This is a genomic window from Gordonia gummivorans (assembly GCF_022513585.1).
GTDB lineage: Bacteria > Actinomycetota > Actinomycetes > Mycobacteriales > Mycobacteriaceae > Gordonia.
The window spans coordinates 191,282-217,000 of sequence record NZ_JAKWBF010000004.1 but is presented as its reverse complement, the minus strand read 5'-3'; the positions used below and the strand labels follow the sequence as shown (position 1 = coordinate 217,000).

Genomic DNA, 25,719 nt, shown 5'->3' with positions numbered 1-25,719 from the left:
GACGGCCACGATCACCCCGGCCACCTGTGGAAACAAACCGGACCGCAGTTCTGTTTAGTAAGATATGTCCATGTCAGAGCCCACCGACGCCCCACAGTCGGATCGCATCCCCGCGTTGTTCCTCAGCCACGGCGCCCCGCCGCTGGTCGACAGCGAGATATGGGTCGAGCAACTTGCCGGCCTCTCCGCAGACCTCCCGCGCCCGACCGCGATCCTCGTCGTGTCCGCGCACTGGGAAGCCGCACCACTGACCATCGGGTCCACCGACGCGCACACCCCGCTGACCTACGACTTCTGGGGCTTCCCGGACCGCTTCTACGAGACCACTTACTGGTCACCCGGCGCCCCGGAGCTCGCCCGACGCGTCGCGGCGTTGATGCCCGACGGCGAGCCCGTCGCGCACGCCCCGAATCGCCGGCTCGACCACGGTGCCTACGTCCCGCTCACCGTCATGTACCCGGACGCCGAGATTCCGGTTCTCCAGATCTCCCTACCGACACTCGACCCGGAGCGACTTCTCGACCTCGGCCGTCGACTGGCGCCGCTGCGCGACGAGGGCGTGCTGATCATCGGGTCCGGGTTCACCACGCACGGACTTCCCTACCTCACCGATCCGCGGCCCGACGCGACACCTCCGACGTGGTCCGCCGAATTCGACGCCTGGGCACACGAACGTTTCACCGCCGGAGATGTGGAGTCGCTCATCGACTTTCGCATCAAGGCCCCGGGAATGCCGTACGCCCACCCGACCATCGAGCACTTCTCACCGCTGTTCGTCACCCTCGGCGCGAGTACGGACCCAGAACAACGCCCGGACCAGGTGATCGACGGCTTCTGGATGGGGTTGGCCAAGCGGAGTCTTGTACTGACGTAGCGCGCTAGAACGTCGTGGCAATCGCCACCGCGAGTCCACTCACGCAGACCGCGCATCCGATGACTGCCCCTACTCCGAACTGGCGTTGCTTGCCGGGGGCAATTGCGCACGCTGCCGCAACCAGCGCGAACGCTACGATCACAAGGAAACCGACCACCCAGAGGTAGGTCACCGCGATCACTGCCGCACCCAGTGCAACCATCGCCGCGAATGGTGTTGCGGGACCGAAGAATCGACCGCCCATGTTCAGTGCCACACCGGCAGCAACACGGAGGTCAGACCACCAACACACGCACCAACCGCGATTACCAATGCCCAGCGGACGGCGGTGGGGCGACGCGGTGCAGCGATTGCGCACGCCACCACCAGCGCAACTGCCACGATGACGGACTGGGTTTCGACTGCCGAAGCTGCATGCACAAAGGCCGGGCGGACGTATTGGCCAACGATCTGGCGATCTGCTGGTCGGCCGTGCCGGCGACATCCGTCATGTCGGTGGTCGCACCCTTGAACGCGCCTGCGAGCTGCCCGAATGTCGCTGTCGAGTAGCCACTTCGGAAGCCGGCCGCCAACTTGAGCGCACCCAGCCGCGCAGCGCACTGCTGGATCTCGAGAGCGGCGGACGTGAGCGACGATGGATCCACAACAAGATCTGACATGCGCTTCCCCCCTGGTTGTTTCGCGTCACGCTAACACCCGATCGACTTTGGTGATCGTCGTCGATCCACAGGCACTTCACCGGGTCACTCGTCGGTGATCAAGCGCTCCTTGGGTTCCACGTTCTCCTTGGGTTCCACATAGTCGGGTCCCACCAGTTCGGGATTCGGGTCGAGGCGGGTCAGTCCGTTCCAGCACAGGTTGACAAGATGTGCTGCGACAACCTCTTTCGACGGTTCGCGGACATCAAGCCACCATTGCGCGGTGACCGACACCATGCCCACCAGCGCCTGCGCATACAGAGGTGCAAGCCCCGGCTCGAAGCCGCGGCGTTCGAAATCGCCGGCCAGGATGTGCTCGACCTGGCTGATGGCATCGTTCAAAAGGCTTGAGTACGTGGCTGTTTCGTCGGTCGACGCGGTGCTGTCGCCGCGAACCAGAATACGGAAGCCGTCGGTACGCTCCTCCATGTAGGTCAGCAACGCAAGCGCCACCTGTTGGATGCGGTACAGCGACCGGTTCTTCGTCAGCGACGACGTCACCATCTCGAGAAGGGTTTCCATCTCGCGGTCGACGACCACCGCGTACAGACCCTCTTTGCCACCGAAGTGCTCGTAGACGATCGGCTTGGACACACCGGCGCGCTGCGCGATCTCTTCGATGGACGTGCCCTCGAAGCCGCGTTCGGCGAACAATCCGCGGGCCACCTCGATCAGCTGCAGGCGACGCTGCGCACCGGTCATCCGGGCCCGCGGGGCGCGTCGCACCTCGGCGCCACCATCAGTGGGACGACTGACTGCCATGGCAACAGACTAGTACTCCGAAGGTTCTCCCAAGCGCTGCACTGCGGTGTCAGACTGCACGGATGCTGAGCATCGAGGAGATTTCTGCCCGCCTGGAGATCACGCAGGCCTTGACCGACTACTCCACCGCCGTCGACGCACGACGGTTCGGTGACCTCGACCGGGTGTTCACCGCCGACGCACGCATCGACTACAGCGCGATGGGCGGAATCGTCGGTGACCTGGCCGAAGTGCAGGCGTGGCTGGGCGAGGTTCTGCCCGCCTTCACCGCCTACTGCCACTTGGTGGGCAATCACGACATAACGGTCGACGGCACTCGTGCACGGACGCGAACCCTGTGTCTCAATCCGATGCAGACCGACTCCTCGACGCATCTGTTGGGACTCTGGTACCTCGACGCGTGGACTCTGACCGACGACGGCTGGCGAATCACCGCCCGGTCGTTGGAGAAGTGCTTCGACGCCCGGGTCGCGTGACATTTCATCATCGCGAGTAAAAGCCGGGGGCAGGCGGAATCGCCTGATCAGCAGGTCTACTGCAGTTCGCGCCGACAACTACGACGTCCAAAGAGCACCGCATGGCCGTTCGGTATGCGTAAGGTCAGATCCAAGCACCCCTGACGATGGGACGATCGTGCAGCTGTGGAACTACGTGTCCGACCATGCCGACAGGCTCACGTTCCTGACGTATCAACATGCGTCCTTGGCCTTTCAGACCGTTCTCGTCGGCACGCTCGTGGCCATAGCGATCGCGATCGGCGTCTATCGGTTGCCGCTGGTGTCGTCGCTGACACTCACCACGAGTCGCATCGCGCTGACGATTCCCTCGCTCGCCTTACTGGCGCTGCTGATCGTCCCGTTCGGGCTCGGCGTGGTGCCGTCGTTCATCATGCTGGCTTTCTTCGCGGCGCTGCCGGTGATCGGTAACGCGGTCGTCGGACTACGTTCGGTGCCACCGGCGGTCGTCGAATCCGCGCGTGGCATCGGTCTTTCCAGATTCCGCATCTTGTTCACCGTCGAACTTCCCATCGCCTGGCCGGTCATCCTCACCGGCATTCGGGTGTCCACCCAGATGATCGTCGGCGTCGCGGCGATCGTCGCCTACGTCCTCGGACCGGGACTCGGATCGTTGATCTTCAACGGGTTCTCGCGCCTCGGCGGCGCGAATGCCCTCGAAATGGCGCTCACCGGAACAATTCTCATCGTCATCATCGCACTCGTCTTCGACGCACTGCTGGTACTGCTCGGCCGCCTCACGATCTCAAAGGGACTGTCATGACCGACCTCACCGACCAACCGACCGCGCCGTCGGCCCAGCGCACGGTCACCGGGGCCGACATCCACCTCGACAAGATCGTCAAGCGGTACCGGGGACAGACCGAACCCGCGGTTCACCAGCTCGACCTCGACATCGAGGCCGGACATATCGTCGCCTTCGTCGGACCGTCAGGGTGCGGAAAGACCACGACGCTCAAGATGATCAACCGTCTCATCGAACCCACCGAGGGCCGGATCTTCATCGGGGGACGCGATGTCACCAAGGAGGATCCCGACAAGCTGCGCCAATCCATCGGTTACGTGATCCAGTCCGGTGGCCTGTTCCCGCATTGGTCGGTCGCCAAGAACATCGGCGCGATTCCGCGAGTCCTCAAGTGGGACAAGAAGAAGATCGCCGACCGCACCGACTACCTCCTCGATCTCGTCGGACTCGACGCCGCCACCTTTGCCGACCGTCTGCCCAAGGACATGTCCGGCGGCCAGCAGCAACGTGTCGGTGTCGCACGCGCTTTGGCCGCCGACCCGCCGGTCCTGCTGATGGACGAGCCGTTCAGCGCGGTCGACCCGATCACTCGGCTTCGGTTGCAGGACAGCCTGATCGCGATTCAGCACGAGCTGGCCAAGACCATCGTGATCGTCACCCACGACTTCGAAGAGGCGACCAAACTCGGCGACAAGGTCCTCATCCTCTCCGAGGGCGGCCACATCGAGCAGTACGCGACTCCCGAAGAGATCCTTGCCAATCCGGCGACGCCGTTCGTGGAGGACTTCATCGGGTCGGGTGCGACGCTGGCCCAGCTCACGCTGACCCGGGTGCGCGACGTCGCGCACGCCGACATCGTCACCGCCAAGGTCGGCGAGCCGGCCGGACAGGTGATAACGCGAGCGCGCGCCGCCGGACACACGTGGGTGGTCGTCGTCGACGAGCACGGGCGGCCACGCGCGTGGCCGTCGCTCGACGAACTCGCCTCCAAACCGGAGGTCTCCGACTACGTCGACGCGCGATTGCCGGTGGTCGCGCGGTCGTCGACCCTCAATGACGCACTCGACACCATGCTGGCCGCCAGCCAGGGCGGCGTGCTGGTCGCCGACGCGCAGGGCGCGGTGGTCGGAGCCCTCAACATCGACGCGGTCATGGACATCATCCGCGGGCAGCTCGCCGAAGCCCGCGCGCAGGAAGATTCCACGTCGTACGCCGAACACGCCGAGGGCACCGGCCCCATCGACGTCACCGAAGTGCTCGACGTACCCACCGAGACCGATCCCGACGGGTCCGCGCCGCGATGAAACAACGATTCAAGAGCACGCCCCTGGATGTGTGGCTGGAGCCGTTGGTCATTCTGGTGGTCGGCGTCGGCTACTTCATCTGGTACGCCACCACCGATTTCACCGAGGTCGAGGAGACCTCACTGGCCTGGGAAACGTTGCAGTCGACCATCTTCGACCACATCAAACTCACCCTCACCGCGACGCTCATCGTCATCGTGATCGCCATTCCGCTCGGCATCGCACTGACCCGGCCGTCGATGCGCCGGCTCAACCCGATCGTCGTCAACATCGCCAACGTCGGTCAGGCTGCTCCCGCCCTCGGCCTGCTGGTGCTGTTCACCTTCTGGCTCGGTACCGGCTTCAAGACCGCCGTCGTCGCGCTCGTGGTCTACGCCGTGCTGCCGATCCTGCAGAACACGATCGTCGGTCTGCGACAGGTCGATCCGCGGACCGTCGAAGCAGCCCGCGGCATCGGCTACTCGGGTTTGCGCACCCTGGTCCAGGTGGAATTGCCCCTCGCGGTTCCGGTGATTCTCAACGGGGTGCGCACGGCGCTGGTGATCCTGGTCGGCACGGCGACGCTGTCCGTCTTCATCGGCGCCACCAGCCTCGGCACGCTGATCAACACCGGGATCACCCTCTTCTTACCCAAACTCCTTGTGTCCGGGGCGATCCTGGTGGCCCTCCTCGCGATGATCATCGACTGGCTCGGCCGACTGTTCGAATTGGCCGCGACCCCGCGAGGTGTGCGATGAGACCACGCCGCCTGCTCACCCTGGCCATCAGCATCCTGGCCACGATTGCGCTGCTGGCCGGTTGCGGGCTGGTCAGTTCGTCGGGCACGTTCCAGAGCGCCGCACTGCCGGACGGTGCGCGCCCGCTCGACGGCGCCGACATCGTCGTCACGTCGAAGAGCTTCACCGAGGGCGTCATCCTGGGCAAGATCACCGCAACCTACCTTGCGGCCGCCGGCGCCAACATCACCGACCTGACCGGCGCGCCCGGGTCTGCGTCGTCGCGGCAGGCGATCCTCAACAACGACGCCGACATCGTGTGGGAGTACACCGGTACCGCGTGGCTGAACTATCACAACCAGACCGAGACAATCGCAGATCCGCAGGAGTTGTGGCGAGAGGTCGCCGCGATCGAGGAGAGCGAACACGACCTCATCTGGATGGCGCCGGCCAACTTCAACGACACCTACGCTTTCGCTGCCGCCCCTGCCGTGCACAAACGACTGAACGTGCACACCATCTCCGACATCACCCGTCTCCCGGTGAAGGAACGCACCTTCTGCGTCGATGACGAGTTCTTCTCTCGGCCGGACGGTTTCGTGAAGATGCTCGCCGCCTACGGCATGCCGTACAACACCCCCGACGGTGTGCCCATCCAGAACGTCACGCGCATGGATGCCGGCGTGATCTACACCGCCACCGCCGACAGCGACCCCTGCAATTTCGGCGAGGTGTACACCACCGACGGCCGCGTCAAGAACCTCGGACTCGTCCTCCTCGAGGACGACAAGAAATTCTTCCTCCCCTACAGCGGCACCGCGGTGGTGCGTGGCGAGATCCTGCGTCAGTACCCACAGCTGCGCGGCCTCCTCGACACCATCTCCAAGCGCCTCACCAACGAGGTGATGCTCGACCTCAACGCCCGCGTCGACATCGACGGACAGGACCCCGCCGACGTCGCCTACGACTGGCTCGTGAGTCAGGGACTGGTCGTCGAGGACGACCCGGACGCGTGACTATGCCATTGCGTGATGGTACGTTGCCATTATGCAATGTCAGAGTTCGACGCTCTCGGACACCGAAGAAGTATCACGCCGTCTACTGACCTCCGCGGCGCGCCTCTCGCGTAACGCGATGACCGAGATCGACTGGAACGCGCCGATGGACCCCGCGCACTACGGGTGCAGCCCCGAGTGGTCGACGCTGTACGGAACCGCATATTGGGACGAGATGACCGAGCAGCAGCGCGTGACGCTGACCCGACACGAGTTCGCGTCGATCATGAGCATCGGAATCTGGTTCGAGATGTTGTTGCAGCAGTTGGTATTACGCGACCAGTACCTCGGCGACTACCATCGCGCCGAGTATCAGTTCGCGCTCACCGAGATCGCCGACGAATGCCGCCTCTCGCTGATGTTCGCCAAGGCGACCGAGAAGATGGTCGGCACGTCCTATCGGCCACATCCGCGAATCGGCAAGGCCGCCAAACTCTTCGGCGCCACCGCGAAGGACGAGGTGGCCTACGCGGGCATCCTCGTCGCCGAGGAGATCCTCGACGTCTTCCAACGCGGATGCATGCGCGACGATCGAGTCCTCCCCTTCATCCGGACCGTCAACGAGATCCACGTCCTCGAAGAATCCCGGCATATGAAGTACGCCCGCGAGCAGGTGCGCGAGGCGATGGCGGCAGCCGGACCCCTCAAGCAGCGCTGGAGCGCGTATCACACCGCCGTCGCTGCGTCGTTCATCTTCACCAGCCTTGTTCGGCCACAAGCATATTCCGACGCCGGACTCGACAAGTACCGTGCCGTCGCCGAGATGCGTCGCAACCACCATTTCCAGTCGATGGTGCGCACCGGGTGCGCGCACCTGATGGCCTTCCTCGACGAGGTCGGACTCCTCACGCCGGCAGCCGCGAAGGTCTATCGCAAGGTGCACATGCTGTGAGCCCACCGCTCCTCACACCGCTCAGCCGGAAGGAGACGTCCGTCGACGCTGCGCCCGATCCCGCTGCACCGCGCGGATCTGCACCTCCGACAACGCGGGCACGGTGAAGGGGATCTGCTCACTGCCGGCGCGGATGCCGGGCAGTATCAGTTCGAGGTAGCGACGCCACACCCCGGGGACCGTCGGCTCGGTGACCTCGGCGACCGATGACAGCATCGTGAACAGGGCGAAGAAGTCGGTCGACGCGAGGTCGGGACGCAGCACACCTGCCGCCTGCGCACGATCGAAGACGAGTTGGATGCGCTCGTTCATCCCCGCCTTCACCTTCTCGATCTCCGGGTCGGTGTGGTCGATGCGCATGATGATCGCGGCCAAGCCACGGTCACCTGCGGTGATGGTGCCGAACCAGGTCATGAGGTTGACCACGCCGGCCCACGGATCCGGGTCCTCGAGGGCGCCGGCGACCTGCGCGCTCACCTGCTTGAGGTGCTCGACGAAGACCCCGACGATGAGTTCGTCGCGGTTCGCGAACCGCCGGTAGACCGTCCCGACGCCGACACCTGCCGCGGCTGCGACGTCGTCGAGTGAGACGTCGAGGCCGCGTTCGGCGAACAGTTCGCGCGCGGTTGCGATGATTCGCAGCCGGTTGCGCTCGGCGTCGGCGCGCAGCGGACGCTCGCGGGCATTCGACGTCGATCCGGTGGTCATGGTCACAGTCTAGCAATCGGAGGAATCATCTCCGCTTGTCCCCCGTTGGCTACTAAGAACCGGAGGAAACACCTCCGCCTGATCTCAGAATTGGAGGCGCGATGACGACCACCTACAACGAGCTCGACACCTCGTCGGCAGACGTCGAATCACCCGCCGACCGCCATCACCGGCTGCGCTGGGTGATTCTCGGTGTGCTCGCACTCGCACAGCTCATGGTCGTGCTCGACGCGACCATCGTGAACATCGCTCTTCCCCATGCGCAGGAGTCACTCGGCTTCGGAAACGAGGACCGGCAGTGGATCGTCACCACCTACGCCCTTGCTTTCGGCAGCCTGCTGCTTCTCGGCGGCAGGTTGTCGGATCTGCTGGGCCGCAAGGTCACCTTCATCACCGGCCTCATCGGCTTCGCGGTGATGTCCGCGATCGGCGGCGCAGCAGTGAACTTCGAGATGCTGGTCGCCGCTCGTGCCGGCCAAGGCGTCTTCGGCGCCCTGCTCGCGCCTGCCGCGTTGTCGTTGCTGACGACCACCTTCACCGATCCCGCCGAGCGTGGGCGGGCGTTCGGCATCTTCGGCGCGATCGCCGGCGGTGGCGGCGCGCTGGGCCTCCTCCTCGGCGGCATGCTGACCGAATGGGCCGACTGGCGCTGGTGCCTCTACGTCAACCTGGTGATCGCCGCGATCGCCCTGGTCGGGGCCGTCCTGTTTCTCGGGTCGCATCGTTCCGAACACCGTCCGCGTCTGGACATCCCGGGCGTGGTGACCGTCTCGGTCGCGCTCTTCTCGATCGTCTACGGCTTCTCCAACGCCGAGACCAACGGCTGGGCCGACTGGGCGACGATCACCTGGCTGGTCGCCGGTGCAGCGCTTCTCGCGGTTTTCGTATGGCTGCAGGCCCGCACCGATCACGCGTTGTTGCCGCTGCGGGTGATCACCGACCGTACCCGGGCGGGCTCCTACCTCGTGGTGTTCATCGCCGGTATCGGCATGTTCGGGATCTTCCTGTTCCTCACCTACTACATGCAGCAGAACCTGATGTTCTCGCCGATCCGGACCGGTCTTGCGTTCCTGCCGATGATCGGCATGCTGATCGTGACCGCAACCACGTCGACAGGAGTTCTGTTGCCCCGCTTCGGTCCTCGCTGGTTGATGGCCGGCGGCATGATCGTGGCATCGCTCGGTATGGCCTACCTGACGCAGATCACCCCGACCAGCTCGTATGCGACGCACATCCTGCCCGCGCTGCTCATCCTCGGCGTCGGAATCGGCGCGTCGTTGGCACCGGCCATGCAGGGTGCGATCTCGGGCGTGTCTTCCGAGGATGCGGGCGTGGCGTCGGCGACGGTCAACACGATGCAGCAGGTCGGCGGATCGATCGGCACCGCATTGCTGAGCACCATCGCCGCCAGCGCGGCGACCGCCTATGTGGCGGATAATGCTGCGCGCGTTGGCAATCCACAGCAACTGGCCGAGTTGGCTGCCGTGCACTCCTACACCACAGCATTCTGGGTGGCGGCCGCGGTCTTCGCTGTCGGCGGAGTCATCGCGGGACTGGTGGTGCGTAGCGGCAAGCTGCCGGTCGCGTCCGAAGAAGCAGTCGCCATGGCGCACTGAGGAATCGCGCGCCACATCGCAACACCGAGGACCCGGCATCGCCCCGTGCGATGCCGGGTCTTGTGTTGCTGCGCGACGGAATCGTCGACATTGCGTTTGCCGAGGTGGCGACGCAGGTCGCCACACTCTTCGAGTCAGCGTCCCTCCGTCGGCGTTGCCGACGACATGGAGGCGGGAAGATCGCGGTCGTCGTCGCAGAAACCGCATTCGTGGCCAGAAACCGCCGGTGTAGCCAGAAACCGCTGGTGCGCCTCGGGTTTCTGACCAGACACGCGGTTTCTGACATCGCGACACGCCGACGACGCATCGGTGGTGCCAACACCCACCGACGTCGTCGAGGCGGGAAGATCGGAGCCGTCCGAAGCGGTCGCCCTCAGGTGCCACCGAGGGAAAATTGCCCTCGGAGACACGTCACGGCGACCGTTGCTACAGCGACTCGAAGGCGCGGCCGAGTTCGGTTGCGACGTCGATGATCCGGGCCTTGCGCACCTCTGGTTTGTCGATCTCGGCGGCCACATGACGGGCGATGAATCGCTTGATCTCGTCGTCGACCTGCCCGACGATGCGGATGATCTCGCCGCGCAGATTGTGCGATGCCACGCCGACCGTCACGTCGCGTGGCTTGGGTGGTTGCACTTCGATGCGCAGCTCGAGCGGCTCCGCGGCCCGCGCGGTCAGCGACAGTGCCACCTGGCCGTCGACGTCGTACTTGATGCGGTCGAGCTTGAGGTCGACGAGAAGTCGGATCGTCAGCGGGATCTCCACCGCGAACGTGATCAGCTCCCCCACGTCGCGAGTGATACGCGGCTCGTCGATGCGCACGCGTGCGAGCACCTTGGCGATGCCGCCGGGTCCGGAGGAGATGGGACCGACCTCGAAGGAATCACCGACGATGGACGCGAATGCCGACTCGACGCGCTCCTCGGTGACCGCAACCTCAAAGAACCGGCGTCCGAACTCCTCGTACGTCAATTGGGTCATATGGCCATCCTGCTGCCTGGTCAGGTCATCCGACCGGAAAACGGTGAGACCCGGGCGTGCTGGAATCTATGAGTAGAGGCTCGACCAGTACGACCAGAATCGCTGGCCGATCATCGCGATGATCACCAGAACCGCGACCGTGATGATCAGTGCGTGGTTGCGCGCCAGGAAGGCGACGAACCCGGAACGGCTGGTCAAGCCGCTGGCGTGCGCGTTGCGAACGCTGACGAAGACGAAGATCGGGATCATCATCGCCCAGACCACCATGCAGTACGGGCACAGGGCGTCGATGCTGTACAGGCTCTGCGAGATCAGCCAGCAGATGAAGATCATGCCGAGCGTCACCCCCACCTGCAGACCGGCCCAGAACCACCCCGCATAGCGAGCACCGGCGAAGATCCCGACACCGACGGTCGTCACCACGGCGAAGGCCGCGATGCCGATCAGCGGGTTGGGGAACCCGAACAGCGCCGCCTGCCACGTCTTCATCACCGATCCGCAGGACAACACCGGGTTGAAGCTGCACGACGGCACGTAGTCGGGGTTCTTCAACAGCTCGATGCGTTCGATCGTCAGGGTGAACGAGGCGATGAACGCGATCAGCCCTCCGACAGTCAGCGTCCACGCGACGATTCGAGTCCATGATTCGACCACGGACTCCGGGACGGACGCGTCGTCGAGTTCATCCTGTTGCGGCGCTGCAGCTTCTTGCACCACTACAGAATGAACCAGGCGCCTGAGACGTGACTATGGGAGTTGGTCCCTAATCGGTGGGCCGTGATCTGCCGGCGGGTCAAGCGACGGCGTTGGGCGCGGCGAGTTGCGGTCCGGCATGTTGGCCGAGGAGCCACCGGTGGTTCGCCTGCACTCGGTGACATTGCGACTGCTGAAGGTGGACTGGGGTTGGGTGCTGCGCGATCTCGAGTCCGGAAATCCCGACACCGATCGCTACCCGGTGCCGGCCTCAGCGATCGTGTGGATGACCTACCTGAGGCGCACGGCCACCTCGCGCCGGACGTCGATCTCGTTTGGGCGGCGACCGTCTACCTCACGCTGGTCAAGGCCGCTGCTGTGCCACTCGGAGCCGACGACTCCCTGGCCCGACGATCGGCCCGTGCCGTCGACACCTTCTTGCACGGGCTGGGCGATACCCCGGTTCGCTACTCATCGCAGAGGTCGGGGTAGTCGCGATCAGTTCAGAAGTGCCCACTCAGGACTTGCTTGGCTTACCGTTGCTCCCCCACCAGGACTCGAACCTAGAATGCCTGAACCAAAATCAGAAGTGTTGCCGATTACACCATGGGGGAATACTGCGGGCTCCAATTACTGCGGACACGATTGTGCCACAGCGTTGAGGAACCCCTCAGGTCAGTCCTTGGGACCACCTGCGACGTAGATGACCTGGCCGGAGACGAAGCCCGCGCCCTCGCTGACGAAGAACGACGCGGTGTGCGCGATGTCCTCGGGGACGCCGGTCCGGTTGACCGGGATCTGCGACGCGGCGGCTTTCTTGAAGTCCTCGAACGGCACGCCGACGCGGGCGGCGGTCGCGGCGGTCATCTCGGTCTCGATGAAGCCGGGGGCGATGGCGTTGGCGGTCACGCCGAACTTGCCGAGTTCGATCGCGAGGGTCTTGGTGAAGCCCTGCATGCCGGCCTTGGCGGCCGAGTAGTTGGCCTGGCCGCGGTTTCCGAGCGCCGAGGTGCTCGACAGGTTCACGATGCGACCCCACCCGGCGTCGACCATGTGCTTCTGAGCGGCCTTGGTCACATTGAAGGCACCACGCAGGTGGACCGCCAGGACGGTGTCCCAATCGGAGACCGTCATCTTGAAAAGCAGGTTGTCGCGGAGCACGCCGGCATTGTTGACCACCACCGTCGGGGCACCGAGCTGATCGAAGACGGTCACCACAGCGGCCTGCACCGAAGCTTCGTCGGCAACGTCGGCGCCGACGGCAATAGCCTTGCCACCTGCGTCGGTGATGGCCTTGACGGTGTCGGCGCACGCGTCGGCGTCGAGGTCGAGGACGGCGACCGCGAGTCCGTCGGACGCCAGGCGCTTGGCGACGGCCGCGCCGATTCCCCGGGCCGACCCGGTGACGATCGCGGTCTTCTGAGTGCTCATCGAATTACCTCCGTTGGTGACTGTGCTGTGGCGGCCCGCGGTCGACACGGCGAGTTCGTTTTGGTCCCCGGCCCCCTGATGCGGTAGGAATCGCCTCGGAACTAGACGATGATCACGCGCACGGGGTTGCGGTTCACCTTGTTTTCTATCAGGCGCCGAACTCGCCCGGTGCGTGCCTGCACAACGCACGCGGTGCGTAGGATCGCACCCGGTGCGGCAGAAAGGCGGACGAAGTCATGACGGCTACCACGTCACCCGTTGCCGTGATCGTTCTCGCTGCGGGCGCCGGCACCCGGATGAAATCCAAGACACCGAAGATCCTGCACACCATTGCGGGCCGGTCTCTGGTCGGTCACGTGCTGCACGCCGCAGCCGGAATCGGTCCCAGCGATGTCGTCGCCGTCGTCGGACATGAGGGCGACCGAGTGGCCAACGCGGTCGACACCGCCGTCGTCCATCTGGACCTGCCGTACGTCACCGCCTGGCAGCAGGCACCGCTCGGCACCGGCGACGCGGCGCGGGTGGGGCTCGAGGCACTGCCCGCCGACTTCGACGGCATCGTCATCGTCACCGCGGCCGACGTTCCGCTTCTCGATGCCGACACGCTGCGCGGCCTCGTTGCCACACACACCGCGGGCGACAACCCGGCGGTCGTCACACTCACGTCGTTCATCGCCGACGAGCCGACCGGCTATGGGCGCATCATCCGCACCAACGACGGCTCCGTGCAGGCCATCGTCGAAGAGAAGGACGCCACCGACGCTCAGCGAGCGATCACCGAGGTGAACGCCGGCATCTACGCCTTCGACGTCAACACACTGCGGGCCGCACTGGCGCAATTGTCCACCGGTAACGCGCAGGGCGAGTTCTACCTGACCGATGTCGTGGAGATCGCACGTCGCGGCGGGCACCCGGTGCGCGCCTTTACCGTCACCGATCCGGTGGTGGTTGCCGGCTGCAACGACCGGGTGCAACTGGCCGACCTCGCCGCCGAATTCAATCGCCGCATCATCCGACGCCATCAGCTGGCCGGCGTCACCGTCGTCGATCCGGCGACCACCTGGATCGACGTCGACGTCACGATCGAGGCCGACGTGCGCATCGACCCGGGCACACAACTGCACGGCTACACGCGCATCGACACCGACGCGGTCATCGGCCCCGACACCACCCTCACCGACGTGTCAATCGGCAAGGGCGCCCACGTGATTCGCACCCACGGCAGTTCCGCGGTGATCGGCAACGGCGCATCGGTGGGCCCGTTCGCCTATCTACGTCCGGGCACCGAGCTCGGCGCCGACGGGAAGATCGGCACCTTCGTCGAAACCAAGAACGCCAGCATCGGCACCGGGAGCAAAGTGCCCCACCTGACCTACGTCGGCGACGCGACGATCGGCGAACAGTCGAACGTCGGCGCATCGAGTGTCTTCGTCAACTACGACGGTGTGACCAAGCATCACACCACAATCGGGTCCCACTGCCGTACCGGGTCTGACAACATGTTTGTCGCGCCGGTGAACGTCGGGGATGGGGCATACACCGGTGCGGGAACCGTCGTACGGCATGATGTCCCGCCGGGAGCCCTGGCTGTTTCGGCGGGCGAACAACGCAATATCGAAGACTGGGTGGTACGCAAGCGACCGGACACCCCGGCCGCCCGTGCCGCTCGCACAGCCAGACAGCAGCCAACCGAGTAGAAGAGTTTTCATGACCTGGACCACCGACAACCAGAAGAACCTCATGCTGTTCTCTGGTCGCGCCCATCCCGAACTGGCCGAAACCGTCGCCGACGAACTGGGCATCAAGGTCACCCCGCAGACCGCGCGTGACTTCGCCAACGGCGAGCTGTTCGTGCGGTTCGAGGAGTCCGTGCGCGGTTCGGATGCCTTTGTGCTGCAGAGCTGCCCGTTCCCGCTCAACCAATGGGTGATGGAAGCGCTGATCATGATCGACGCGCTCAAGCGCGGATCGGCCAAGCGCATCAGCGTGATCCTGCCGTTCTACCCGTACGCCCGCCAGGACAAGAAGCACCGCGGCCGCGAACCGATCTCGGCTCGCCTCATCGCCGATCTGCTCAAGACCGCCGGCGCCGACCGCATCATCACCGTCGACCTGCACACCGACCAGATCCAGGGCTTCTTCGACGGCCCGGTCGATCACATGCACGCGCTCGGCCAGCTGTCGGACTACGTGCGCGACAAGTACGGCACCGACAACATCGCGATCGTCTCCCCCGACTCGGGCCGTGTGCGTGTGGCCGAGAAGTGGGCCGACGCACTCGGCGGAGCCCCGGTCGCCTTCATTCACAAGACGCGCGACCCGATGGTCGCCAACCAGGTGGTCGCCCACCGCGTCGTCGGCGAGGTCGAAGGCCGCACCTGCGTCCTCATCGACGACATGATCGACACCGGCGGCACCATCGCGGGCGCGGTCAGCAAGCTCAAGGACGCCGGCGCCGGTGATGTCATCATCGCCACCACCCACGCCGTCTTCTCCGATCCGGCACCTGAGCGGCTCGCCAACTGCGGCGCAACCGAGGTCATCGCGACCGACACTCTCCCGATTCCCCCGGAGAAGCGCTTCGACAACCTCACCGTTCTGTCGATCGCGCCGCTGCTCGGCCAGACCATCCGCGAGGTCTTCGAGAACGGTTCGGTGACAAGCCTTTTCGACGGCGTCGCGTAGGGCCCACCACCATCTGGCACAACCCGCGCTGGTCGAGCCGCAACCGAGCCCCTAGGGCGAGGCGGCGTGTCGAGACCACTGGCGCGCCGACGTGATCTCGACACGGGTCCTCGCCTAGCGGCTCGGTCCCGGCTCGATCAGCGGTAGGGGCTCGATCGGCGTGAAGGTGGACCTGGCACCCGCTCGATCAGCGCGTTGAGTGCCGGCGGATGAGAATGGGTCGCATGGGGACACCGGCCACCTGGCGCGACTGGGCCGCGGTCGCAACACTCGGGCTCGGGGTCTTCACGATCACCACCACCGAGATCATGCCGATCGGGCTGCTCGCACCGATGGCCGACGACCTCGACGTGTCGGAGGGCATGATCGGGCTCACCGTGACGTTCTTCGCGGCCGTCGCCGCGATCGCCTCGCCGACACTGGCCACCGCGACCCGTCGGCTCGACCGCCGAGTCATCCTTCTGACCGTCCTCGCGATGTTCGCGGTCGGAAACGCGCTCACCGCACTTGCCGGCAACTACGTGCTGCTCGTCGCGGTGCGCGCGGTCATCGGGTGTGCGCTCGGCTTGATGTGGGCGATCGTCGCTGCGACCGCCGTCCTGCTGGTCCCTGCATCGGCATCGGTTCGTGCGACCACCATCGCGTTCTCCGGTGTGTCGATCGCATCGGTCGCCGGGATGCCGCTGGGCACTTTCGTCGGGCAGTCGTTGGGGTGGCGGGCGGCGTATTGGGGTCTGGCCGGGCTCAGCGCGATCGCCTTCGTCGCGCTCGCGGTGTTCATGCGTCCCACCGCGCCGGTCGGGAGCGTCTCGCTGCGCAAACTGCCCGCGGTGCTGCGCAATCGTGTACTCGCGTCGACGCTGGGTGTGACAGCTCTGGTGATCATCGGCGCCTACGCGGCATACACGTATGTCACACCGTTCATCGTCGACAGCATCGGCATCGACGACGATCTGGTCAGCGCCGTACTCCTCGCGATGGGTGCCGCCGGGGTGGCGGGCAACTTCGCGGCCGGCGCCTTCATGACCCGCGCGACGTCGTTGCGCTGGGCGCTGACCGGACTTGTCGGGTCGCTGGCCGGGGCACTGGCCCTGGTGTTGATCACCGCCCCGATCGCCGCGAGCGCCATCGTCATGCTGCTGGCGTGGGCCGCGGCGTACGCGGCAATCCCGGTCGGCTTGCAGACCACCGTCTTCCGCGCCGCACCGCAGGCCCGCGAAGCTGCGACAACCCTGTACGCCACCACCTTCAACTCGTCGATCGCGATCGGGGCGCTCGTGGGTGCCATCGCCATCGACCGCGGTGGCCCGAGCACGCCGATCGCGGTGGGTGCGCTGTGTTGCGTGGCCGCCGCCCTGCTGACCATCACGCTGCCCGTACGACGCCCCGCCACGCATTAAGCTGTCCGGGTGAACGCGACGATCTATCACAACCCGAAGTGCTCGACCTCACGCAAGGCACTGCAGAAGCTGCGCGACGCCGGGATCGAACCGACGATCGTCAAGTATCTCGAGAAGCCCTACACCCGGGCCCAGCTCGAACGTCTCATCGCCGACGCCGGACTCACCGTTGCCCAAGCAGCACGCAAACGCGAGGCGCTCTACAAAGAACTCGAACTCGACTCGGCCACCGACGCGCAACTCCTCGCCGAGATGGTCGAGCACCCGATTCTGGTGGAGCGGCCCTTCGTGGTGACCGACAACGGCACCCGGCTCGCGCGTCCGATCGAGAAGCTCGACGAAATCATCTGAGCCTCAATATAAGTGAGGCCGGATGGTTCGGTGAACCATCCGGCCTCGAGGTCTTCGACGAGGGTCAGTCGATCAGCGGTCGGTTGTCGGAGTCCGGCACCTTGCCGAGCAGCATCATGATGCCGTCGATGAGCGGCCAGATGGCACCGAGGCCACAGGTCAGCCAGACAACGGCGATCTGGGCGATGCCGAGGCCGGTGTACCCGAGGTAGAACCGGCCGACGCCGAAGCTACCCAGGAAGATCTCGAGCAGGCCCGCGATCATCTTGGACTTGTCGGAGAACAGACCCGGGATCTGGCCTGCGGGGAACTGATTCGGGTTGTCCGCGGAGCGGACGATGGTCGAACTCTTCAGTTGGCCGGCCAGGGCCATCTGGTGAAGCTGTCCGACGTCGAGAGGACCTTGCTCCTGGCCCAGGACGTTGATGTAGTAGGCGCCGCTCGGGGGTGCACCGTAAACCGGCTGCTGGTAGCTCATGGGGCGAAATCATATGGGAAATCACCCGATTCCGATACTCGCCGACGTCATCCGATCGACTGAACACCGCCAACCTGCCGGCGGACCGGCAATGGACGCACGACGGCGGGAATCACGGCGCCGACGAGACCCCGGACGATGGCCTTGGTGAAGTCGAGATAGTCGAAGTAGTCGCGCCACACCACGATCCGGCCCTCCCGGACCTCGAAGCGCCCGCACACCCAGAACTGTAGGTGGACGCGGCCGATCCGGATCTCGTCGACCCGTTCGGTCAGCACCACCGGACCGTCGGCGCTCACGTTCACCATGCGGTAGTTGAAACCGACCCGACTATTGCGCGCCATCGGCGCAAAGATCTTGCCGACCCTCTTCTTGCCGCGCACCGTCGGCATCGAGACGTTGGTGTAGTCGATGTCGTCGTCGACGACGCCCAGAGCGGCGTCGATGTCGTCGCGGGCGAGTCCATCGAGCAGAGCGGTCGTGATGTCGATCGGGGTCTGAGATGTCATGCCGGCGAGTATGCCGGTTGTCGCAGCGCCAACGGAAGGTCTGGGAACCCGACATGCAGCGATGTGACATCGACCGTCCCCGTCGACTATTCTGATTGCCGTTGTCTCGGCGAGGGTGACTGGGTGAAAGTCCTGGGTCACCGTTATCGGCGCGACCATCGCAGTTCTCCTCTCGGGCGTCTGAACCCGATGGCGTGAAGCTGGTTGTGTCCGCTCGTCGTGACCGACCCACCGCCGATATCGATCACGAGGAGATCATCATGGCCAACGACACCGCCAAGCTCGCGGTAACCACCCGCACCGAGAAGGGCAAGGGCGCCGCCCGCCGCGCACGCCGCGACGGCCTGGTCCCGGCCGTGCTGTACGGACACGGCACCGACCCGCAGCACCTGAACCTGCCGTCGCGTGAACTGGCCACGATCCTGCGTGCCAACGGCACCAACGCGATCATCGACCTCGACATCGAGGGCACCAGCCAGCTCGCCCTGACCAAGCAGATCGACGTTCACCCGATCCGCAGCTACATCGAGCATGTCGACCTGCTCGTGATCCGTCGTGGCGAGAAGGTCACCGTCGAGGTGACCATCGTGGTCGAGGGCGACGCCGCCAGCGGCACCCTCGTCGTCCAGGACGCCAACACCGTCGAGATCGAGGCCGACGCGCTGTCGATCCCGGAGCAGATCACCGTCAGCGTCGAAGATGTCGAGGCCGGCACCAGCTTCCACGCGTCGGATCTGGACCTGCCCGAGGGCGTTGCACTGGTGTCGGACCCCGAGACCCTCATCGTCGCGGTCAACGAGGCCCCGACCGCTGCCGATCTCGAGGAAGAGGCCGTGGAGGCCGGCGCCGAGGTGCCCACCGAGAGCGACGAGACCGAAGAGTCGGAGTAACCCGACCGCTGCTCCCTGAGTGGTGAAAATCCCAAGCAGTGAAACTCATTGTCGGACTGGGTAATCCCGGTCCCAAGTACGAGAAGACGAGGCACAACGTCGGCGCAATGGTCGCCGACGCCCTCGTCGCCTCGGCCGGCGAGCGGTGGAAGGTGCACAAGCGCTCCGGCGCCGACGTCGCCTCGACCACCCTCGCCGGACAGGCCGTACTCATCGCCAAACCCCGCACCTACATGAACACCGCGGGACGCCAGATCGGTCCGCTGGCGAGCTTCTATTCGGTGGCGCCCAAGGATCTGATCGTCGTGCACGACGAACTCGACATCGACTTCGGGGCTGTACGGCTCAAGCGCGGCGGTGGTGAAGGCGGCCACAATGGTCTGCGATCCATCAGTCAAGCCGTCGGCACGCGTGACTATCTCCGCGTCCGGCTCGGCATCGGGCGACCGCCGGGCCGACAGGATCCCGCCGACTTCGTGCTGAAACCCTTTCCGTCGGCAGCCCGCGCCAACGTCGAACTGTTGATCACCAACGGCTGCGACGCCGTGGAGTTGCTGATCGACAGTGGCCTCGAGGCCGCCCAGAACACCGTCCACGCATGGTGAGTGGGTTCTGCCCTCTCCCTGCGAAGCGCTGAGCTCGATGCCACGATTGGGTGGTGTCCGATGCGACGCTCAGCCTCGTCATCCTCGGGGTGACTGTTGCCCTGTTCATCTGGAACCGGCTGCCCGTCGGCATCGTGGCGATCAGTTCCGCGCTCGCGCTGTATTTCTTCGACCTCATCGACGTCGACACCCTCACCAGTGGCCTCGGCGCGTCGGTGATCGCGTTCATCGCGGCACTGTTCGTGGTCAGCGAAGGACTCGAGGCATCTGGCATCACCGGCTGGGTGGGTGGTCTGATGAGTCGCGCCGCCGGAACCTCACGGGCCCGGGTCATCGGCTCGATCATGCTGCTCGGCGCCATCCTCAGTGCCCTGATCACCGTGAACGGTGCAGCAGCCGCACTGGTGCCGGTGACCGTCGCGATCGCCCGACACGCGAGCATGTCGCCGTCGCGCGTCCTGATCCCGCTCGCCTACGCAGCGAGCGCCGGAGCGCTGCTCACCCTGTCCGGCAGCCCGGTCAACGTGATCATCGACGAGGCCGCGGGTGACTACACCGGAAACGGATTCGGCTTCTTCGAGTTCGCGCTGATCGGTGCGCCGCTGCTGGTGGTGACCGTCCTGGTGACCGTCGTGCTGGGCCACCGCTTGTTGCCGGTGCGCGAGTCGACGTCGTTGCCCGCCGATTTCCGCAACTACGTCGGCACCATCGTCGACCACTACGGACTCGACCAACTCGTCTACCGGCTGCGCGTGGAGGCCGGGTCGGCATCCGTCGGTCGGAGCACCCGGCAGGTGGTCGGCGACGCAGCGCTCACCCTGATCGCCACCGAGCAGGGGCCGCGCGTGGCCGACGACGTCGCGGAACTCGGTGATGGTGACGTGATCGTGGTGTCCGGGCCGGGCGCGATTGTCGAATCGCTGGCCCGCGAGGCATCACTGACCATCGAGGACGTTGCCGGGCGTCGCGGTGGCGGACGGTTGCTGGGCCGCGACGTCGGGATCAGCGAGGTGGTGGTGCCGCCGCGGTCGGAATGGATCGGCACGCAAGCATTTCCGGGCATGGTGCGGCCCGACGACGGTCTGCTCGTGCTGTCGATCCGACGACGCAACAAGGATGTCGGGGCCCGCGTCGTCGAACTCACCGAGGGCGACACCATGCTGGTCCACGGGCCGTGGACGGCGATCGACGCGCTCGCCGACGACCGTCGAGTGCTGGTGGTCGAATCCTCCGAGCAGGTACGACGGCAGGCGGCCGGCCTGGGTCGAACCGCACCGCGGGCGGCCGTCATCCTGGTCGCGATGATCGTGCTGCTCGCGACCGGGGTGGTGCCGCCGGTCGTCGCGGGACTCCTCGCGGCGGTGGCCATGGTGCTCTCGCGGGTGCTCACCTCCGAACACGCCTACCGGGCGATCTCCTGGCCGACGCTGGTGCTGATCGCCGCCCTCATTCCGATGTCGACGGCGGTATCCGACAGCGGTGGCGCCGACATGGTGGCGAAGCCGATCGTCGACCTGGTCGCCGACCACAGCCCCTACGTCCTGCTGCTGACGCTGTTCGTCCTCACTGCCGCGTTGGGCCAGTTCATCTCGAATGCGGCGACGGTGCTGATCGTGATTCCGATCGCGGTGTCGGCGGCCACCGATGTGGGCGTCGACCCACGCCCGGTGCTGATGCTGGTCTGTGTCGCCGCCGCGGCCGCATTCCTCACCCCCATCGGCACGCCCGCCAACATGATCGTGATGAACCCCGGCGGCTACCGCTTCGGCGACTACTGGCGGCTCGGCGCGGTCATCATGGTGTGCTGGCTGGCGATCTCGACCGTCCTGATCCCGCTGATCTGGCCGCTGTGAAGCCACGTCCGGCGTCGACCTGAGAGATCGCGAGTTGAGTTGGAGAATGCGAGTGCTACAGCACTCGCATTCCCCAACTCGGCACCGGTTGTGGCGAGTACCGGTCTCGCAGAGAATCCATGCCGCGCGCGTGGCGTCCCCAGTTCTGCCCGCCTCCATGACCGTCGGCACGCCGACGGAGTGAAGCCGATCCGAAGAGTTCGGTGACTAACTCTCTGACCTGGTGAAACGCGGCCTGCCCGGGGAGGTGCTCCGGACACTCTGTGTCCTGGTGGAGAATCTGTGTGGTGCAGCACACAGATGAGCCGACTCGGCACAGGGTGTGGCCTCATCCCGCGTCGAGCTGCGCGAATTCGAGTTGAGTTGGATGCCTCGAAGGGCAGGTGAACGGGCCACGTCAGCGAGCCACCGGACCACTGAAAGTAGGGGAAGGTTCTTCCCCTACTTTCTGCCCCTGCTTGTTGAGTCGTCCGCGAGAAAATTCGCGGGGAGGACTCCAGGGGTAGGGGACGAGTTTCTTCCCCTATTTTTCGTGGATCATCGTCGCCGCGTCGCGCTCCACGGCCCTCTTCCCGCCTCCACGATCGCCGACGATGTCGGCGGGCGGGTCGCTGATCTGGTCCTTTGACCCAGTTCGCTGCGATGTGACGCGACGCACGCGGGACCATGGGCTCACTCACGCCGCGTCGTGGACGGAATAGAATCGCGGGGAACAATTCTGCAAAGGGGCGGATGACTGTGGCGAAAATCGCGGCGAACACCGGACATCAGAATGTGGCGATGCTGGGCATCGGCGCCTGCCGACCGAGTCGGCTGGTGAGCAACCACGAGGTGTGCAAGGTGCTCGACTCCACCGACGAGTGGATCTTCGAGCGCAGCGGCATCCGCAATCGCCGCTGGATCTCCGGCGACGAGTCGGCACGGTCGATGGCCGCTACTGCCGCCGAACGGGCGATCGCCAACTCCGGCATCGACAAGGAGAAGATCGGTGCGCTGATCCTCGCCACCAACAGCTGGAAGACCAAGATCCCGCACGGCGGGCCGATCATCGCCTACGACATCGGGCTCAACGGCATTCCCGCCTACGACGTCGCGGCCGGGTGCGGCGGCTTCGGCTACGGGCTGGGGATCGCCGCGGACACCGTCCGCGCAGGTTCGGCGCAGTACGTGCTCGTCGTCGGGGTGGAGACGATGTCTGTGGTGATGGAACCCACCGACCGCAACACCGCATTCATCTTCGGCGACGGTGCGGGCGCGGTCGTCGTCGGGCCGAGCGAGGAGAACGGCATCTCCCCCACGGTGTGGGGATCCGACGGCGAGAACGCCGAGGCCATCGGCCAGAACTACGACATCCCCGAGTACATGGATCGCGCGCAGGAGTATCAGCACAAGGACCCCGCAACCGATCCCGTCGGCCGGATGGTGGTCACCATGCAGGGACCACGGGTGTTCCGTTGGGCGGCAATCACTTTGCCCAAGGCGTTGTCGTCGGTGCTCGACACCGCGGGCGTCGCGGTCAACGACATCGAAGTGTTTGTACCGCACCAGGCCAACGCCCGGATCAACGAGCTGATGAAGCAGAATCTCGGGCTCGCCGACGACATCCCGATGGCCAACGACATCGAGAACACCGGCAACACGTCGGCCGCGTCGATCCCGCTGGCGATGGAAGAAATGCTCGCGACCGGTAAGGCGAAGGGCGGGCAGACCGCGTTGCTGCTCGGGTTCGGTGCGGGGCTGTCGTACGCGGGAGCTGTCGTGACGCTACCCCCGGCACCAGAGGTGACCAGCTTCGACGACCTGGGGTGACACCGTGACGCTACCCCCGGCACCAGAGGTGACCAGCTTCGACGACCTGGGGTGACACCGTGACGCTACCCCCGGCACCAGAGGTGACCAGCTTCGACGACCTCGACTGAGTTCCCGCTCACCCAGTTCGTTGCCGCTTATTGGATCCAGTAGGCGGGAACGAATGGGGTGAGCGGGAATAATCAGGCGTTCTCCTTGCGGAACACCGATGTACCCCACCAGGTTCCGAGGGCGGCCAGCACGATCGACGCGATGAGACCGTAGGCCACCTGCGCGGTCGCGATGTCGCCGCCGAATGCGGAACGCACCGCGTCGACGATCCACTTGAACGGCATGAAGTCGCTCAGCTTCTGCAGCCAGGTGGGTCCGAGGGTCATCGGCAGCAGGATGCCGGAGAGCAGCAGCACCGGCATCATCACCATGTTGACCACGGGTGCCATCACGTCTTCGCTCTTGGTGGTCAGAGCCAACGCGTTCGACGCCGCCGCGCAGGCGCCGCCGACGAGCAGGGTGATCACGATGCCGACGATGATGCCCAGGAACGACCCACGCATCCCCATGGCGAAACCGAGCACGACAAGGATCACCGACTGCACGAGCAACTGCAGCACGTCGCGCATGAGTCGGCCGACCAGTAGCGCGGTACGACTTGCGGGGGTCACGCGTTCTGCTTCGATGACCCCTTCGCGCCACTCCCCGATCAGGCTGAATCCGGCGAACATTGCTCCGAAGAACCCAAGCTGGACGAGCAGACCTGGAACCAAGAAGGTGTAGGCATTCTCGTCCCCACCCGGAAATGACGACACGATCGGCTTGAGCAACGGCCCGAACAACACCAGGTACAGAACCGGCTGCAGGACCCCGATCAGCACCCACGCCGGGTTGCGCAGGTTCATCCGGATCTGCCGATGGAAGACGATGTAGCTCTCCCGGAAGAAGTTGCCCTTGGGCAGTGTCTTGACCGGATGGGCTGCCGCGGATTCCGGTGATTTCGTGGAGGTGGTCATTGTTGGGCTCCTGCCGGGGTTGGCTCGTCTGCGGGCTTTTCTGATTCGGCGTCGCGCAGCGATCGGCCGGTGAGGGTGAGGAAGACATCGTCGAGGGTGGGTCGGATCACCTCGATGGAATCCAGTGCGACGCCGGCGGATTCGAGATCGCGGAGCAGTCCGGGCACCGCACGTCCGGCCCGCTGCACTCGACCACGGACGTGACGACCGTCGGTGTCGACCGACGACGCGATCGACGCCAGCTTCTCCGCCGATACCGCCACGAGCGCGTCGTCGGACACCTCGAGGTCGACGAGATCGCCGGACACCTGGGCTTTGAGGTTGTCGGCGGTGTCGGCGGCGACGATCTGACCGTTGTCGATGACGATGATCCGGTCCGAGAGTTCGTCGGCCTCGTCGAGGTAGTGGGTGGTCAGGAACACTGTCGCGCCGCGTTCGGTGCGCAACCGTCGGATGTGTTCCCACAGGTTGGCGCGGGCCTGCGGGTCGAGGCCGGTGGTCGGCTCATCGAGAAACACCAGTGTCGGTTCGTGGACGAGGCCCATCACGATGTCGAGGCGTCGTTTCTGGCCGCCGGACATGTTCTTCGGCATCCGCTCCCACAGGCCGTCGAGCTGCAGTTCGTCGAAGAGCGCCTTGCCGCGTCGGGTTGCCTCCGCGCGGGAGAGTCCGTAGAGCATCCCGTGGTCGACCACCTCGTCGCCGGCCTGCGCCTGACTGAACGTCCCACCCGCCTGCGACACGTATCCGATGCTGCGGCGCACCATCACGGCGTCCTTGACGACGTCGAACCCGTTGACGGTCGCGGTGCCGGCGGTGGGCCGCAGCAGCGTCGTCAGCATGCGCAACGTGGTGGTCTTTCCGGCGCCGTTGGGTCCGAGGAACCCCACCACCTCACCCTCGGCGATGTCGAGGTCGACGCCGTCGACGGCCCGCACCTCACGTTTCTGCTTTCCCCGCCCGGTGCTGAATGTCTGCACCAGACCTCTCGCGTGGATCATGTCGCTCCCCTCGTTGTGTCTTTTGCGGCCCGACGATTCTGACTTCGTTCACCGACAGAATTCACCGGATCGCGGACAGCTGCGGTCCGCAGGCCAACCGTGTCGGCCCCTACTTCCCAGTAGCGCAGCACATGAGTACGG

General features: G+C 65.4%; 28 protein-coding genes and 1 tRNA gene. 17 read left to right on the top strand and 12 right to left on the bottom strand.

Annotated features, from left to right (window positions below; genetic code table 11):
* The first annotated feature begins 64 nt into the window (after positions 1 to 64).
* Positions 65 to 874: a dioxygenase family protein gene (locus MKW15_RS05210; protein ID WP_374246331.1), complete on the top strand. Its 810-nt coding sequence runs from the start codon at positions 65 to 67 to the stop codon at positions 872 to 874.
* Positions 875 to 878: 4 nt separating this feature from the next.
* Here MKW15_RS05210 and MKW15_RS05205 read toward each other — a convergent pair whose 3' ends face one another.
* The 3 genes from MKW15_RS05205 to MKW15_RS05195 all read right to left on the bottom strand — a co-directional run bounded on the left by MKW15_RS05205 (position 879) and on the right by MKW15_RS05195 (position 2,334).
* On the bottom strand, positions 879 to 1,076 hold the full coding sequence (locus tag MKW15_RS05205; RefSeq protein WP_240856507.1) for a hypothetical protein: 198 nt from the start codon (positions 1,074 to 1,076) through the stop codon (positions 879 to 881).
* Between the two features lie 103 nt (positions 1,077 to 1,179).
* Positions 1,180 to 1,533, bottom strand: coding sequence for a hypothetical protein (locus tag MKW15_RS05200; protein ID WP_240856506.1), 354 nt, complete (start codon positions 1,531 to 1,533; stop codon positions 1,180 to 1,182).
* 84 nt (positions 1,534 to 1,617) lie between these two features.
* A complete protein-coding gene (locus tag MKW15_RS05195; RefSeq protein WP_240856505.1) occupies positions 1,618 to 2,334 on the bottom strand; it encodes a TetR/AcrR family transcriptional regulator in 717 nt (238 codons plus the stop codon).
* A 62-nt stretch (positions 2,335 to 2,396) separates the two neighbouring features.
* On the opposite strand from MKW15_RS05195, the gene MKW15_RS05190 reads away from it, so the two are divergent.
* The 6 genes from MKW15_RS05190 (at position 2,397) to MKW15_RS05165 (ending at position 7,561) form a co-directional block, all read left to right on the top strand.
* Positions 2,397 to 2,810, top strand: coding sequence for a nuclear transport factor 2 family protein (locus MKW15_RS05190; protein WP_240856504.1), 414 nt, complete (start codon positions 2,397 to 2,399; stop codon positions 2,808 to 2,810).
* 157 nt (positions 2,811 to 2,967) lie between these two features.
* Positions 2,968 to 3,612, top strand: coding sequence for an ABC transporter permease (locus MKW15_RS05185; protein WP_240856503.1), 645 nt, complete (start codon positions 2,968 to 2,970; stop codon positions 3,610 to 3,612).
* Positions 3,609 to 4,898, top strand: a complete 1,290-nt coding sequence (locus MKW15_RS05180) for an ABC transporter ATP-binding protein (RefSeq protein WP_240856502.1) — start codon at positions 3,609 to 3,611, stop codon at positions 4,896 to 4,898. Before MKW15_RS05185 ends, MKW15_RS05180 begins: the two co-directional genes overlap by 4 nt.
* Complete coding sequence (locus MKW15_RS05175; RefSeq protein ID WP_240856501.1) at positions 4,895 to 5,635, top strand: ABC transporter permease; 741 nt, start codon at positions 4,895 to 4,897, stop codon at positions 5,633 to 5,635. Before MKW15_RS05180 ends, MKW15_RS05175 begins: the two co-directional genes overlap by 4 nt.
* Complete coding sequence (locus tag MKW15_RS05170; RefSeq protein ID WP_240856500.1) at positions 5,632 to 6,630, top strand: glycine betaine ABC transporter substrate-binding protein; 999 nt, start codon at positions 5,632 to 5,634, stop codon at positions 6,628 to 6,630. Before MKW15_RS05175 ends, MKW15_RS05170 begins: the two co-directional genes overlap by 4 nt.
* Positions 6,631 to 6,661: 31 nt before the next feature.
* A complete protein-coding gene (locus MKW15_RS05165; protein ID WP_240856499.1) occupies positions 6,662 to 7,561 on the top strand; it encodes an AurF N-oxygenase family protein in 900 nt (299 codons plus the stop codon).
* A 21-nt stretch (positions 7,562 to 7,582) separates the two neighbouring features.
* On the opposite strand, the gene MKW15_RS05160 is transcribed toward MKW15_RS05165, so the two are convergent.
* A complete protein-coding gene (locus MKW15_RS05160) occupies positions 7,583 to 8,269 on the bottom strand; it encodes a TetR/AcrR family transcriptional regulator (protein WP_240856498.1) in 687 nt (228 codons plus the stop codon).
* Between the two features lie 101 nt (positions 8,270 to 8,370).
* Between MKW15_RS05160 and MKW15_RS05155 the strand changes: the two genes are divergently transcribed.
* Positions 8,371 to 9,885, top strand: coding sequence for a DHA2 family efflux MFS transporter permease subunit (locus MKW15_RS05155; protein ID WP_240856497.1), 1,515 nt, complete (start codon positions 8,371 to 8,373; stop codon positions 9,883 to 9,885).
* Positions 9,886 to 10,311: 426 nt separating this feature from the next.
* Here MKW15_RS05155 and MKW15_RS05150 read toward each other — a convergent pair whose 3' ends face one another.
* Positions 10,312 to 10,866 (bottom strand): hypothetical protein, encoded by a 555-nt coding sequence (locus MKW15_RS05150; RefSeq protein ID WP_240856496.1) that lies wholly within the window; start codon positions 10,864 to 10,866, stop codon positions 10,312 to 10,314.
* Positions 10,867 to 10,932: 66 nt separating this feature from the next.
* Positions 10,933 to 11,520, bottom strand: coding sequence for a vitamin K epoxide reductase family protein (locus MKW15_RS05145; RefSeq protein ID WP_240856542.1), 588 nt, complete (start codon positions 11,518 to 11,520; stop codon positions 10,933 to 10,935).
* Positions 11,521 to 11,841: 321 nt separating this feature from the next.
* On the opposite strand from MKW15_RS05145, the gene MKW15_RS05140 reads away from it, so the two are divergent.
* A complete protein-coding gene (locus MKW15_RS05140; RefSeq protein ID WP_240856495.1) occupies positions 11,842 to 12,051 on the top strand; it encodes a hypothetical protein in 210 nt (69 codons plus the stop codon).
* A gap of 50 nt (positions 12,052 to 12,101) precedes the next feature.
* On the opposite strand, the gene MKW15_RS05135 is transcribed toward MKW15_RS05140, so the two are convergent.
* Positions 12,102 to 12,173 (bottom strand) — tRNA-Gln (locus MKW15_RS05135).
* Positions 12,174 to 12,234: 61 nt separating this feature from the next.
* Positions 12,235 to 12,990: an SDR family oxidoreductase gene (locus MKW15_RS05130; protein WP_240856494.1), complete on the bottom strand. Its 756-nt coding sequence runs from the start codon at positions 12,988 to 12,990 to the stop codon at positions 12,235 to 12,237.
* Positions 12,991 to 13,226: 236 nt separating this feature from the next.
* Here MKW15_RS05130 and glmU point away from each other — a divergent pair, with 236 nt between their 5' ends.
* From glmU to arsC, 4 genes are all read left to right on the top strand, one after another.
* A complete protein-coding gene (gene glmU, locus MKW15_RS05125) occupies positions 13,227 to 14,687 on the top strand; it encodes a bifunctional UDP-N-acetylglucosamine diphosphorylase/glucosamine-1-phosphate N-acetyltransferase GlmU (RefSeq protein WP_240856493.1) in 1,461 nt (486 codons plus the stop codon).
* Between the two features lie 10 nt (positions 14,688 to 14,697).
* Entirely contained in the window at positions 14,698 to 15,675 is a 978-nt protein-coding gene (locus MKW15_RS05120) for a ribose-phosphate diphosphokinase (RefSeq protein WP_240856492.1), read from the top strand.
* A 224-nt stretch (positions 15,676 to 15,899) separates the two neighbouring features.
* Complete coding sequence (locus MKW15_RS05115) at positions 15,900 to 17,075, top strand: MFS transporter (RefSeq protein ID WP_240856491.1); 1,176 nt, start codon at positions 15,900 to 15,902, stop codon at positions 17,073 to 17,075.
* A 9-nt stretch (positions 17,076 to 17,084) separates the two neighbouring features.
* Positions 17,085 to 17,426, top strand: a complete 342-nt coding sequence (gene arsC, locus MKW15_RS05110) for an arsenate reductase (glutaredoxin) (protein WP_240856490.1) — start codon at positions 17,085 to 17,087, stop codon at positions 17,424 to 17,426.
* A 64-nt stretch (positions 17,427 to 17,490) separates the two neighbouring features.
* Here the strand turns inward: arsC and MKW15_RS05105 are convergent, their stop codons facing one another.
* Positions 17,491 to 17,904: an NINE protein gene (locus MKW15_RS05105; protein ID WP_240856489.1), complete on the bottom strand. Its 414-nt coding sequence runs from the start codon at positions 17,902 to 17,904 to the stop codon at positions 17,491 to 17,493.
* 47 nt (positions 17,905 to 17,951) lie between these two features.
* A complete protein-coding gene (locus MKW15_RS05100) occupies positions 17,952 to 18,413 on the bottom strand; it encodes a limonene-1,2-epoxide hydrolase family protein (protein WP_240856488.1) in 462 nt (153 codons plus the stop codon).
* Positions 18,414 to 18,673: 260 nt separating this feature from the next.
* On the opposite strand from MKW15_RS05100, the gene MKW15_RS05095 reads away from it, so the two are divergent.
* From MKW15_RS05095 to MKW15_RS05080, 4 genes are all read left to right on the top strand, one after another.
* Positions 18,674 to 19,303: a 50S ribosomal protein L25/general stress protein Ctc gene (locus MKW15_RS05095; RefSeq protein WP_240856487.1), complete on the top strand. Its 630-nt coding sequence runs from the start codon at positions 18,674 to 18,676 to the stop codon at positions 19,301 to 19,303.
* Positions 19,304 to 19,341: 38 nt separating this feature from the next.
* Complete coding sequence (gene pth, locus MKW15_RS05090; RefSeq protein ID WP_240856486.1) at positions 19,342 to 19,908, top strand: aminoacyl-tRNA hydrolase; 567 nt, start codon at positions 19,342 to 19,344, stop codon at positions 19,906 to 19,908.
* Positions 19,909 to 19,961: 53 nt separating this feature from the next.
* The gene (locus MKW15_RS24510) at positions 19,962 to 21,761 is read left to right on the top strand and encodes an SLC13 family permease (protein WP_240856485.1); all 1,800 of its coding nucleotides are present in this window, start codon (positions 19,962 to 19,964) and stop codon (positions 21,759 to 21,761) included.
* Positions 21,762 to 22,499: 738 nt separating this feature from the next.
* Entirely contained in the window at positions 22,500 to 23,570 is a 1,071-nt protein-coding gene (locus MKW15_RS05080; RefSeq protein ID WP_240856541.1) for a beta-ketoacyl-ACP synthase 3, read from the top strand.
* Positions 23,571 to 23,752: 182 nt separating this feature from the next.
* Here the strand turns inward: MKW15_RS05080 and MKW15_RS05075 are convergent, their stop codons facing one another.
* Both MKW15_RS05075 and MKW15_RS05070 read right to left on the bottom strand, forming a co-directional pair.
* The gene (locus MKW15_RS05075; protein ID WP_276614618.1) at positions 23,753 to 24,577 is read right to left on the bottom strand and encodes an ABC transporter permease; all 825 of its coding nucleotides are present in this window, start codon (positions 24,575 to 24,577) and stop codon (positions 23,753 to 23,755) included.
* Positions 24,574 to 25,578, bottom strand: coding sequence for an ATP-binding cassette domain-containing protein (locus tag MKW15_RS05070; RefSeq protein WP_240856484.1), 1,005 nt, complete (start codon positions 25,576 to 25,578; stop codon positions 24,574 to 24,576). The genes MKW15_RS05075 and MKW15_RS05070 overlap by 4 nt, the downstream gene beginning before the upstream one ends.
* Positions 25,579 to 25,719: the final 141 nt, after the last annotated feature.

Excerpts from the sequence above, each read along its gene's own strand:
- MKW15_RS05210 (WP_374246331.1), top strand. The coding sequence starts at position 65 with ATGTCCATGTCAGAGCCCACCGACGCCCCACAGTCGGATCGCATCCCC.
- MKW15_RS05205 (WP_240856507.1), bottom strand. The coding sequence starts at position 1,076 with ATGGTTGCACTGGGTGCGGCAGTGATCGCGGTGACCTACCTCTGGGTG.
- MKW15_RS05200 (WP_240856506.1), bottom strand. The coding sequence starts at position 1,533 with ATGTCAGATCTTGTTGTGGATCCATCGTCGCTCACGTCCGCCGCTCTC.
- MKW15_RS05195 (WP_240856505.1), bottom strand. The coding sequence starts at position 2,334 with ATGGCAGTCAGTCGTCCCACTGATGGTGGCGCCGAGGTGCGACGCGCC.
- MKW15_RS05190 (WP_240856504.1), top strand. The coding sequence starts at position 2,397 with ATGCTGAGCATCGAGGAGATTTCTGCCCGCCTGGAGATCACGCAGGCC.
- MKW15_RS05180 (WP_240856502.1), top strand. The coding sequence starts at position 3,609 with ATGACCGACCTCACCGACCAACCGACCGCGCCGTCGGCCCAGCGCACG.
- MKW15_RS05175 (WP_240856501.1), top strand. The coding sequence starts at position 4,895 with ATGAAACAACGATTCAAGAGCACGCCCCTGGATGTGTGGCTGGAGCCG.
- MKW15_RS05170 (WP_240856500.1), top strand. The coding sequence starts at position 5,632 with ATGAGACCACGCCGCCTGCTCACCCTGGCCATCAGCATCCTGGCCACG.
- MKW15_RS05165 (WP_240856499.1), top strand. The coding sequence starts at position 6,662 with ATGCAATGTCAGAGTTCGACGCTCTCGGACACCGAAGAAGTATCACGC.
- MKW15_RS05160 (WP_240856498.1), bottom strand. The coding sequence starts at position 8,269 with ATGACCACCGGATCGACGTCGAATGCCCGCGAGCGTCCGCTGCGCGCC.
- MKW15_RS05155 (WP_240856497.1), top strand. The coding sequence starts at position 8,371 with ATGACGACCACCTACAACGAGCTCGACACCTCGTCGGCAGACGTCGAA.
- MKW15_RS05150 (WP_240856496.1), bottom strand. The coding sequence starts at position 10,866 with ATGACCCAATTGACGTACGAGGAGTTCGGACGCCGGTTCTTTGAGGTT.
- MKW15_RS05130 (WP_240856494.1), bottom strand. The coding sequence starts at position 12,990 with ATGAGCACTCAGAAGACCGCGATCGTCACCGGGTCGGCCCGGGGAATC.
- glmU (WP_240856493.1), top strand. The coding sequence starts at position 13,227 with ATGACGGCTACCACGTCACCCGTTGCCGTGATCGTTCTCGCTGCGGGC.
- MKW15_RS05120 (WP_240856492.1), top strand. The coding sequence starts at position 14,698 with ATGACCTGGACCACCGACAACCAGAAGAACCTCATGCTGTTCTCTGGT.
- MKW15_RS05115 (WP_240856491.1), top strand. The coding sequence starts at position 15,900 with ATGGGGACACCGGCCACCTGGCGCGACTGGGCCGCGGTCGCAACACTC.
- MKW15_RS05105 (WP_240856489.1), bottom strand. The coding sequence starts at position 17,904 with ATGAGCTACCAGCAGCCGGTTTACGGTGCACCCCCGAGCGGCGCCTAC.
- MKW15_RS05100 (WP_240856488.1), bottom strand. The coding sequence starts at position 18,413 with ATGACATCTCAGACCCCGATCGACATCACGACCGCTCTGCTCGATGGA.
- MKW15_RS05095 (WP_240856487.1), top strand. The coding sequence starts at position 18,674 with ATGGCCAACGACACCGCCAAGCTCGCGGTAACCACCCGCACCGAGAAG.
- MKW15_RS05075 (WP_276614618.1), bottom strand. The coding sequence starts at position 24,577 with ATGACCACCTCCACGAAATCACCGGAATCCGCGGCAGCCCATCCGGTC.
- MKW15_RS05070 (WP_240856484.1), bottom strand. The coding sequence starts at position 25,578 with ATGATCCACGCGAGAGGTCTGGTGCAGACATTCAGCACCGGGCGGGGA.